Annotated in this window: 10 protein-coding genes and 1 pseudogene; 8 read left to right on the top strand and 3 right to left on the bottom strand. The window is 69.7% G+C overall.

Annotated features, from left to right (window positions below; translation table 11 throughout):
• Positions 1–89: 89 nt before the first annotated feature.
• On the bottom strand, positions 90–410 hold the full coding sequence (locus ACFY3J_RS36500) for a hypothetical protein (RefSeq protein ID WP_390842672.1): 321 nt from the start codon (positions 408–410) through the stop codon (positions 90–92).
• Positions 411–483: 73 nt separating this feature from the next.
• Here ACFY3J_RS36500 and ACFY3J_RS36495 point away from each other — a divergent pair, with 73 nt between their 5' ends.
• The gene (locus ACFY3J_RS36495) at positions 484–1,326 is read left to right on the top strand and encodes a LysR family transcriptional regulator (protein ID WP_384186454.1); all 843 of its coding nucleotides are present in this window, start codon (positions 484–486) and stop codon (positions 1,324–1,326) included.
• A 95-nt stretch (positions 1,327–1,421) separates the two neighbouring features.
• Positions 1,422–1,849: pseudogene (locus ACFY3J_RS36490) on the top strand (transposase family protein).
• An 86-nt stretch (positions 1,850–1,935) separates the two neighbouring features.
• Here ACFY3J_RS36490 and ACFY3J_RS36485 read toward each other — a convergent pair.
• The gene (locus ACFY3J_RS36485; RefSeq protein ID WP_390842671.1) at positions 1,936–2,364 is read right to left on the bottom strand and encodes a 5-carboxymethyl-2-hydroxymuconate Delta-isomerase; all 429 of its coding nucleotides are present in this window, start codon (positions 2,362–2,364) and stop codon (positions 1,936–1,938) included.
• Between the two features lie 307 nt (positions 2,365–2,671).
• Between ACFY3J_RS36485 and ACFY3J_RS36480 the strand changes: the two genes are divergently transcribed.
• The 3 genes from ACFY3J_RS36480 (at position 2,672) to ACFY3J_RS36470 (ending at position 4,634) form a co-directional block, all read left to right on the top strand.
• Positions 2,672–3,898 (top strand): multiprotein-bridging factor 1 family protein, encoded by a 1,227-nt coding sequence (locus ACFY3J_RS36480; protein ID WP_390842670.1) that lies wholly within the window; start codon positions 2,672–2,674, stop codon positions 3,896–3,898.
• A gap of 113 nt (positions 3,899–4,011) precedes the next feature.
• The gene (locus ACFY3J_RS36475) at positions 4,012–4,437 is read left to right on the top strand and encodes an ATP-binding protein (RefSeq protein ID WP_384186446.1); all 426 of its coding nucleotides are present in this window, start codon (positions 4,012–4,014) and stop codon (positions 4,435–4,437) included.
• Positions 4,434–4,634, top strand: coding sequence for a hypothetical protein (locus ACFY3J_RS36470; protein ID WP_365434421.1), 201 nt, complete (start codon positions 4,434–4,436; stop codon positions 4,632–4,634). The genes ACFY3J_RS36475 and ACFY3J_RS36470 overlap by 4 nt, the downstream gene beginning before the upstream one ends.
• Before the next feature lie 318 nt (positions 4,635–4,952).
• On the opposite strand, the gene ACFY3J_RS36465 is transcribed toward ACFY3J_RS36470, so the two are convergent.
• Positions 4,953–5,330 carry a hypothetical protein gene (locus tag ACFY3J_RS36465; RefSeq protein WP_390842669.1) on the bottom strand — a complete coding sequence of 126 codons (378 nt, stop codon included), beginning with the start codon at positions 5,328–5,330 and terminating at the stop codon, positions 4,953–4,955.
• Positions 5,331–5,525: 195 nt separating this feature from the next.
• On the opposite strand from ACFY3J_RS36465, the gene ACFY3J_RS36460 reads away from it, so the two are divergent.
• Genes ACFY3J_RS36460 through ACFY3J_RS36450 form a run of 3 tightly spaced genes read left to right on the top strand, consistent with a single transcriptional unit; the run spans position 5,526 to position 8,913 of the window.
• On the top strand, positions 5,526–5,984 hold the full coding sequence (locus tag ACFY3J_RS36460) for a plasmid mobilization protein (RefSeq protein WP_390842668.1): 459 nt from the start codon (positions 5,526–5,528) through the stop codon (positions 5,982–5,984).
• A gap of 38 nt (positions 5,985–6,022) precedes the next feature.
• Positions 6,023–7,747, top strand: a complete 1,725-nt coding sequence (locus ACFY3J_RS36455; RefSeq protein ID WP_390842667.1) for a relaxase/mobilization nuclease domain-containing protein — start codon at positions 6,023–6,025, stop codon at positions 7,745–7,747.
• Between the two features lie 17 nt (positions 7,748–7,764).
• Positions 7,765–8,913 (top strand): hypothetical protein, encoded by a 1,149-nt coding sequence (locus ACFY3J_RS36450; RefSeq protein WP_390842666.1) that lies wholly within the window; start codon positions 7,765–7,767, stop codon positions 8,911–8,913.
• Positions 8,914–9,042 lie beyond the last annotated feature (129 nt).

Raw genomic sequence — 9,042 nt, 5'->3', positions numbered from 1 at the left:
ACGTCACCCCGGTCGAAACCAGGGCCCTGACAGCACAAGACCTTGCCCCCGCAGCGTAACCATCCGCTGTCCACGATCATGGGGGAACTTCAGGCGGCGGCCAGCAGGGTCGTGTACGGCAGTACCGCGAAGCTCAGCCAACACGCGACCTGAACCACGACGGTGATCAGCAGCACGATACGCGCGCCCCGCCGGTCGATCATGCGGCCCAGCAGCGGACCGCCCAGCGCCAGACCGGTGGTCATGGCCGCCGCGGCTCCTCCCGCTGCCGCGTAGCTCATGTCCAGGCCCAGAACGACGTACATCGTCAACGCCATCCCGGAGGCCGTGATCGCGGTGCGGGCGAGCAGCGAGACGCCCAGCAGCGATGCCATCCCGGGCACGGCGAGCACCTGTCGGTATCGAGTCACCCGCGTGACGCTAGCTCCCATCATCTGGCAATAGGAAGTGGCCATATGACTGGAGTCGATATAATGGATTCTTATGGCCAGGGATCTAGAGATCGTACTGCTGCGGTCGTTCGTTACCGCTGTGCGGGCGGGCAGCATCAGCCGCGCCGCAAGCGCGCTGGGGCAGAGCCAGCCCGCGCTCAGCCAGCAGTTGCGCAAGCTTGAGAACACCGTCGGTAGCCCCCTGCTCCTCCGGTCCACGACCGGCGTCTCGCCGACCCGCGCAGGTGACGAACTCCTGCCATACGCGGAGCGCATCCTCTCGCTCTCCGCGCAGGCACTCACCGAAGCCGGCCGCACACTGACCGGCCACTGCGGCGTCGGGTTGCTCGAAGACCTCGCCGCGTCCCAGCTTCCACAGGCCCTCGCCGACCTCGCCCGGCTGCATCCAGGCGCGACGCTTGAGGTGCTCAGCCTCTCCGGCGACGCGAGGCGCGAGGCCTACGACGCGGGACGCGTCCAACTCGTGCTCGACGAGGCGGCGGACGTTCCCGGCCGGCCGCGCTGGACGGTGCGCCGACCGCTGGTCTGGGCGGTCGGCCAGGGTGTGGACTTGGCTGCCGATCCGCTACCCGTGGTGCTGTTCTCGGGCCCGTGCACATGGCGTGCGTCGGTGCTGGAAGGGCTGGAAGGTGCCGACCGCCGCTGGCGGGTGGCGTTTGAGAGCAACAGTCTCGTCGGTGTGCTCGCCGCGGTGCGGGCCGGGCTCGGCGTTACGGCGGTGCTGCCCGGGAATCTCGAACCGGCCATGGCGTGCCACGACGCGGACGCCCTGCCCAGCCTGCCGGACATCGAACTCGGCCTGGCCAGGCACCCGCGAACCGAAGGCGATCCGCTGGTCGATGCCGTGGAGACCGCGCTACGACGCATGGTCTGAGCGGCGCCGCCCTCTGCCCGTCGAGTGCCGCTCGAATCTGACCGAACCACTCGGTGTCCAACCGCCGCCCGTCGGCGTTGTCCGGCCATGGGGTGATGTCAGCAGGTGATCCGAAGTGGATCGAGTCGTTCGTCGGGTTGAGCCCGGTGCAGTTCGACCGTCTCGTCGCGTTGGTGCGGCGGCGGGGTGGTGACATCCAGCGAGGCCGGCCGTGGCGATTGCCGGGCCTTCACCGAGTCTGGTGTCGACCGGGCCTGCCATGGTGTTCTCACCCTCGCTGATGGCGGCTACCAGGGCACCGGACTGCTCATCCCGCACCGCAAAAGACGAGGCCAACAGCGTCTGAGCCCGCAGTAGGAGGCCGAAAACGCTGTCCACCGTCGGGCCCGGGCACGTGTCGAGCATGCCCTGTCGCGCCTCAAGAAACTGGAAGGTTCTGCGGGACTGCCGACTCAAGGGCAACGGCGTTCACCTGGCCATACTCGACGTTGCACGCCTTCACAACATGGCCCTCACGGGATAACCCCAACTCCATACGGGACAACCTCTAGCAAAACAGCATGACGCGGCTCCCCACTTCATTCCGTAGCAGGCGGGCGGGGTCCATGGTCAAGCATCGGTCACCTGGGCACCCTGCGGGATGGCGTCCCGGGGGACATCCCCGGCGGACTCAATGTGGCTCGCATACCCGTCCGGGTCGAGGTCGCGTACTTCGACCGAAAAGTGGACCTCGAACTCCGGGACAGGCCCGACGCGTGTGCGAAGAAGCGCGAGGACGGATTCGCTGAGCGCGCGTTTGACCTCGGCGCTACGGCCGGCCTTCAGCGCGATCTCGATGTGGACCGCCTGGTGGGTTTCCTCCGTGCGGCCGGCGATGTACCAGTCGTCTTGCGGGTAGATGAAACGGATCCGGCACGCCTCGGGGCGCGCGCCGCTGTTGGCGACGATCAGCGAGTGCAACTCCGGGCCGAGTACTTCACAGTCGAGGACCTCGTTCTCGCCCAGTTCATTGGTGTACGTCACGGTTACATGTGGCATGGACGCAGCATATTCACTCTCTCGCCATGTTCACCGATGAGTTCCTCGACAAAGGGCCAGCCAGGCCGAGCACGCACCTGCGCGCAGGCGGCGGGCCGGCATCTGCCGGGGTTCTGGGACATGCCCGGAAGCCCCATGGCGACATAAGGAGGGCCGCCTCACCAATACCAAGGCGCGGCGAGCCGCTGGAGTTCAGCGGCCCGCCGGGGCTCTCTGACCCCCATCGGGTACTCAACCCAGAGACCAGTGTTCCCGGACGCTCGTGCACCGGTACCGTCCTGAGTGCGACGTCAGAACGGAGCCCATCATGGCGCACGACGCTGAGAATGGCCCGCCGCTTACGTTCGGCCAACGGGTCCGACGTGAACGCGAGCGGAAGGGCCAGACGCGACCGGTGCTCGCCGGTCTCGTCGGCCGCAGTTCGGAATGGGTCAAGGCGATCGAGAACGACCGACTCGGCATGCCACGCCTGCCGCTCCTCCTGCGTCTCGCGGACGCGCTCGGCGTGGACAATCTTGCCGCTCTTACTGGTGACGAGCGACTGTCGGCCGCCACCTACACCAAGGCCGCCCACCCCGCACTGCTACGGGTGAAGGAGGCACTGACGACCTACGACCTACTCGCCCGTGACGAGGAGCCCGCGTCGGCCACGGCGCTCGCCACTCGCGTACAGAACGCGTGGCAGGCCTGGCACGGATTCGGCGACCACCGTAGCCGCGTGGCCAACGTGCTGCCCGCGCTGCTGGCCGACCTCCAACACGCCGCCCGTGCCCACGAGGGCAACGACCGGCGACGGGTACAGGTACTGCTCGCGCAGGCCTACCACCTCGCCCAGCTCTACCTGAGCTTCCAGCCCGCGCCGGAGCTGGTGATGCTTACCGGCGACCGGTCCATGACCATGGCCCAGGACGCCGACAGCCCGCGCGCGATGGCGGCCTCCGCGTGGTACCTCAACCACGTCTTCCGTGACGCCGGAGAGCGCCACGAGGCGCGCGTGGAACTGGCCATGAGGTCCATTCAGCTGCTCGACCCGGAGCGCGGTTCGGAGGACATCGCGCTCAAGGGCCTGCTGAACCTGGCCGCCGCCCTGTCGTACGCAAAGGTCGGGCAGAAAGGCAGCGCCGAACGGCACTGGGACCGCGCCGACGAGGCTGCCCGCCGACTCGGCGACGGGTACGCGCACCCGTGGCTCGTGTTCGGCCGCGGCATGGTCGACGCGTACGCGATCACCATGAACAACGACTTCGTGCGCGGCGGCGCTGCGGTCGACGCCGCCACGCACATCGACCTCGGCAGCATGCAGAGCGCCACCCGCCGCAGCTTCCACATCATCGAGACGGCCCGCGCGTACAGCCTGGAAGGGGAGTCGGTCGCGGTCGTGCACCTGCTGAAGAAGGCCTACGAGACCAGCCCCGAGACCGCCTGCTTCAACCTGTTCGCGCGGGGCGCGGCCGCCGAACTGGCGGAGAAGGGCAGCGCGATCATTCGCGACGACGCCCGAGGCCTCGCGCGTCAACTCGGGGTGGCGGCGTAGGGGTACAACTTGTACCCCTCGGAGAGGGGGTAGCGACTGTACCTGTCGCTACCCCCTCTGCCTTTTACGGTCGGTGCTCGACCATCCGTTACCCGAGGTCTGGCGATGCCGATATGACGACCACAGCCCGCCGGTCGGGATATCCCGGCTACAGCGAGACGATGACCCGCACCCCGGAGGCAGCCGCGAAGGCGCGGCACCTGGCACGCGTCGTCCTGTGCGCGTGGCACATGAGCGAAGCCGTGGACGACGCCGAACTGCTGCTGTCCGAGCTGTTCACGAACTCGGTTCGGCACGCCCGCGGCGAGAGCGTGCGCGTCATCATTAACCGCCCCGACGAGGACCGGGTGTACGTGGCCGTGGTCGACTTCGCACCGCACCGGTTACCGGAGCTGCACAACGCGAGAGTGGAGGACATCGGTGGTCGCGGGCTGGCCCTGGTGGACGGGCTGGCGGACCGGTGGGGGTACGACCTGATGGGCCCCAGGCCTCGGCCGTGGGGCAAGCGCGTCTGGGCAGAGATGAAGGTGAGCCGATGACTGAGACCCACACATTGCCGTCGGTCGGCGACGAGGTGATGGAGGGCAAGACCCGGGCCATCGTGACCGATATTCGCGGCGGGGTCGTCTGGCTCCGATCCCGCTCCGGCGGCGGTCCGGAGTGGCCGGCGGAGGACCCGCGCAGGCTCACCGTGCGGCGGACTCGAGCCGAGATGATCGAGGCGGGCGAACTCTGACGGCCCGCCCTCGCAGCGGTTGACCGTAGCCCGCACTCGCGAACCCCGTTGTCCGCGCCACCCCCGTCGCGGACAACGGCCGGAAGCGGTGCCCCGGAACCCACCCGTGAGGGTTCCGGGGCACCGCGCTGTGTGTTCCAGAACTCTGGAACAGCCCACCGGGCTGCACTCGCGAGACAACCCCCCCGGCTGCCCACGGACCAGCGGGCGACGACCCTTGACGCGGAAGAGTCCGGCCGGGCACTGGAACGGCCGGGAAGGGAAGTGACCACGACGAAGGGCCCCGCGAAGCGGAGCCCTTTCTGCGTACTCACGCGGTCAGACGGACGTACCGGTGGTGACCGGAGCCGGTTGCGTTGGAGGCAGGACCTGCGTGGGCATCGTGGCCGCCGGCGAATCCGTCTGCGCGGCCGCGGAGCTCTGCTCTGCGGGCTTCTTCGCCGCCGAGCCCTTCCGCCGGGAGTGCACCCGCGGCCGCTTTACCGGCTCATCCGCGCCCAGCTGGGCGAGTTCCTCCGGAGTCCAGCCCGCGGCCTCTGCCTCCACGTAGGCCTTGCCGTACGACGCATCCAGAGCAGCCAGTTCCTCCATCAGCGCACTCCGCTTGGCCAGGACCTCCACCAGCGGCCCGATGGCCTGCTCGCGGTTCGCCTGGAGTGCCTTCATCCTCTGCACGATCTCATCTGCGCTTGGCATGCGGTGATCGTAGCGCGCACCCCTCCGGCGGCAGCAGTCTGCGCAATGAAGCGCCGCAGCTCACACCGCCTTTGACCGCGCATCGCCCACCACCGTCAGCTTCATCTGGTGTAGTAACCGGCGGAAGCGAGTTAGTGCCTAATGGAACATTAGGCATCGTCATGTGGCGGATCTTGAAGCTACGCTGTCCGCCGCATGACGTGGTCCGAGCACGGACCGGGGACGAACGATGCGGGGAGTCTGGTGGCCGCCAAGCAGCGCGCACGACGTCGGGAGAGGCAAGAAGAAGCGCCACGCAAGCGACGCGTGAATCTCGCCTTCAACGAGGCTGAGCTGACGATCCTGCAGGAGGCTGCAAAGCGCGAGAACATGGCTCCGGCAGCATGGGCAGCGCGTGCTGCTTTGGCTGTGGCTACGGAGACCGTCGTGCCCGTTTCGGTCGACGCGAAGGATGTGCTGCAGGAGCTGATCCAGTCGCGTGGCCAGTTGCGGCGCATCGGCAACAACCTCAACCAGGTTGCGCACATCCTGAACGCTGACGGCGACGTGACCGACGCGCAGATCAAGGCGGTGCTGGAGTATGTCCAGACGGCCGTGCGGCGGGTGGACGAGGCCACTCTGCAGCTGATGCGCGAGCGGCGGCCGCGGTTGTGATGCCGAAGAAGGCCCGGGAAGGAAATGACACCTCGGGCTTGCTGCACTACCTGTACGGCCCGGGCAAACGAGACGAGCACGTTGACCCGCACCTGGTGGCTGCGTGGGACCCCTACATCGAGGACCCGGCGCGCTCGCCGGACATGGCTCTCACCGACCTTGCGCTGATTCTGGACGCGCCCGTGCACGCTCTGCTCGGGAAGAAGCCCGCCAAGCACGTCTATCACGTGGCGGTGCGCAACCCGCCAGAGGACCGGCAGTTGACGGACCAGGAGTGGGCGCGGGTGGCGCGCGAGCTGATGCACGCCGCCGGCATCGACCCGCACGACGACGACCAGGGCTGTAGGTGGGTGGCCGTCCGGCACGCCGACGACCACATCCACATCGTGGCGACCGCGGCCAGACAGGACGGGCGTCAGCCCAACCTGCGTCAGGACATCGTGAGGATGCATGACGTCGCCCGCCGCTTCGAAGTCGAGTTCGGGCTGCGCCGACTTACCCACGGCGACAAGACCGCACGGAAGTGGTCGAAGACCGGGGAGGCGGAGAAGGCGACCCGGCGCGGCCTGCAGGAGACCGCCCGCGAGACGCTGCAGCGCGCCGTGCGCGAGGCGGCCGCGGCCGCCACGAGCGACGCCGATTTTTTCGCCCGGCTCGGCGCGGCCGGGGTCCGGGTGCAGCAGCGGATCGCCCCGGACGGCAACGTCACCGGCTACTCGGTGGCACTGCCGGGCGACCGCGACGGACGCCAGCAACCGGTGTGGTTCTCCGGCTCTCGACTGGCCGCGGACCTGTCGCTGCCACGGGTGCGTGAACGGTGGCAGCAGGCTGCTGCTGTCCGACCGATCGCGCCGGCGGAGGCCTGGAAGGTGGCGGAGACCAAAGTGAGGCAGGCCGCCGTACATTTGGGTGCCGGAGGGCTGCACCAGGGTGCCGGGGACGTCGCCGCGCTCGGCGACTTGGTCGTGGTCGCCGCGGTCATCTCACCCCGCCTGGTGCGCGACCGGATCCGCGACGCTGCGCGCGAGTACGAGCGGGCCTCCCGGGCTCCGGAGGCGCGCAGTCTGGAGGGCCAGGCACGCGAGCTGTACCGCGAGTCGGCACAGGTGCTGTCGAGGTCGGTGGCGGTCGCGGGTCGCAGTGACACGGTGGCCGCGCTCGGTTTCCTGCTCGCCCTGGTGACGGCGGTGGAGGCCTCCCGGACGTGGCACGAAGCGCAGGAACACCGTGCCCAGGCGCACGCCGCCGGACGGGCCGGGAGGCTGCTGCGCGAGGCCGTTGAGGTAACGGCGGGCGCGGCCGCAGCCCGGGAGTACACGCCGCGCCAGAGGAAGGCGACCGCAGCCCGGACGAGGACCGGACAGCGGCTGGCGGCCGCGGGCGAGCGGCCGATGGCGGGTGTCGTCCAGCAGGCCGTTCCCTCCCACGCCCGGGTCGTTCTGGCTGACCCTGCTTGGCCCGCCCTGCGCACGCGCCTGGCGCAGATCGAGCGTGACGGTGAGGACCCTGCGGGTGTGCTGGCCGCAGTCGCCGCCCGCCGGGAGTTGGGCACAGCGGACTCGGTGGCGGAGGTGCTGACATGGCGCCTGGACGGGTGGCGGAAGCAGCGCGGCGCGGCCGTAGCCGCCACCGGCAAGAGCCCGTCGACCACACCCGCGGGCGGCGCCGGACACGCCGGACCGGCCCGCACGACGGGGGCGCCCGCACCGACGCGGCGGCCGCCCGGGGACGAGCAACGCAAGGGCCCGAAGCGGACCCGCTGAAACGAGGGGAGCACAGCATGGGGACACCCACGCCGGAGGGGGAGCCGTTCGCCGCGGCGGCGGGCGAGGCGGTGCAGACGTCCGTCATGGCATGGCGTCTGGTCATGGCTATGGCGGACGCTGTGCGCAGGCAGCAGCAGCGGCGGCAGAAGGGCAGGGAGGAGGATCTGCCGCCTGCCGATCAGGCGGTGCGCGAGGCCGCCACGGAGGTGACCAGACTGGTCCCGTCCGACATCTCCACGGCGCTGATGGCCGGGGCGGACTGGCCGCAGATGGCGCAGCAGCTGGTCGCGCTGCGCCGCGCGGGCGTCGACCTGGGCGAATTCCTTCCCCGGGTCGGCGACATTGCGGTGACGGTGCGGGACGCGGTCGCCGAGAACGCCGCCCGGGTCGACCGCGAGGGCACGGGGGAGTGGGAGCGGATGCTGCGCGAGACTCTGCCGGCGGGACCGGTGCGGGAGGCGATCCTGTCCTCACCGACGTGGCCGGACATCGCGGCGACGATGGCGCGGCTGGACGAGCGCGGGGTCGACGTCCGGCAGGTCCTCGCGGCGGCGCACAACGAGGTCGTCGGCGTCGACCAGGCCGTGGCGAGGGTGCTGGCAGCGGATGCGGCACCGACCGCGAGCCGGGACACGGTCCGGTCGTACGGACCACTGACAACGGGGCTGGATCTGCCCAAGGATCTGGACCTGTCCGACCGGGCGCGAGCGCTGCGGCAGCTGGCCATCTCCCCGGCGGAGAACGAGCGTTACGGCCGCTCGGTGATGGAAGCAATGCCAGGCCGCGAGCGGGAAGCGACGCTGATGCTCTCGAACCGTCAGTGGCCCCTGGTGGCCGCACGGATGGCGCAGATGGAGACCGAGGGCAAGCCAGTGCGCGAGCACCTGACCCGCCTCATGGGAGACACCTCGTGGGAGAAGGGGCCCACGCCGCAGCTGGGCTCACGGTTGGTGGAGGCCGCCCATGATGCGCTGCGCCGGCCGCTGGGTGAGGCGGCCGCGTCGCGGGCGAAGGTGAACACCACGGCGGCCCGCGCACAGTCGGCGACGCTGGACCCTACTAAGCGGCAGGCGGCTGACAAGAGCGCGGCACCTGCAGAGCCCGGGGTCGCTCCGCACCGGCAGCAGAACGGGCCCGCCCTCAGGCGTGGCAAGACCCGCTGAAGGGCCCTGACGCACGTGTGTCAGGGCGATCGAGCGTGGGGGTGGGTGAGGCGGGGGCCGGAGCTGAAAACAGGGGGTTGGGTGGGCCTTGGGGGAACCGTCAATTACGGCGCGCATGTGGGGTATTTG

Origin of the sequence: Streptomyces sp. NPDC001231 (assembly GCF_042896885.1) — a bacterium.
GTDB lineage: Bacteria > Actinomycetota > Actinomycetes > Streptomycetales > Streptomycetaceae > Streptomyces.
Note: the sequence above shows the minus strand (reverse complement) of the source record. Positions and strands in the feature narration are given on the sequence as shown.

Coding starts and splice junctions, on each gene's coding strand:
- ACFY3J_RS36480 (WP_390842670.1), top strand. CDS start 2,672: ATGGCGCACGACGCTGAGAATGGCCCGCCGCTTACGTTCGGCCAACGG.
- ACFY3J_RS36450 (WP_390842666.1), top strand. CDS start 7,765: ATGGGGACACCCACGCCGGAGGGGGAGCCGTTCGCCGCGGCGGCGGGC.
- ACFY3J_RS36460 (WP_390842668.1), top strand. CDS start 5,526: ATGACGTGGTCCGAGCACGGACCGGGGACGAACGATGCGGGGAGTCTG.
- ACFY3J_RS36485 (WP_390842671.1), bottom strand. CDS start 2,364: ATGCCACATGTAACCGTGACGTACACCAATGAACTGGGCGAGAACGAG.
- ACFY3J_RS36465 (WP_390842669.1), bottom strand. CDS start 5,330: ATGCCAAGCGCAGATGAGATCGTGCAGAGGATGAAGGCACTCCAGGCG.
- ACFY3J_RS36470 (WP_365434421.1), top strand. CDS start 4,434: ATGACTGAGACCCACACATTGCCGTCGGTCGGCGACGAGGTGATGGAG.
- ACFY3J_RS36475 (WP_384186446.1), top strand. CDS start 4,012: ATGACGACCACAGCCCGCCGGTCGGGATATCCCGGCTACAGCGAGACG.
- ACFY3J_RS36495 (WP_384186454.1), top strand. CDS start 484: ATGGCCAGGGATCTAGAGATCGTACTGCTGCGGTCGTTCGTTACCGCT.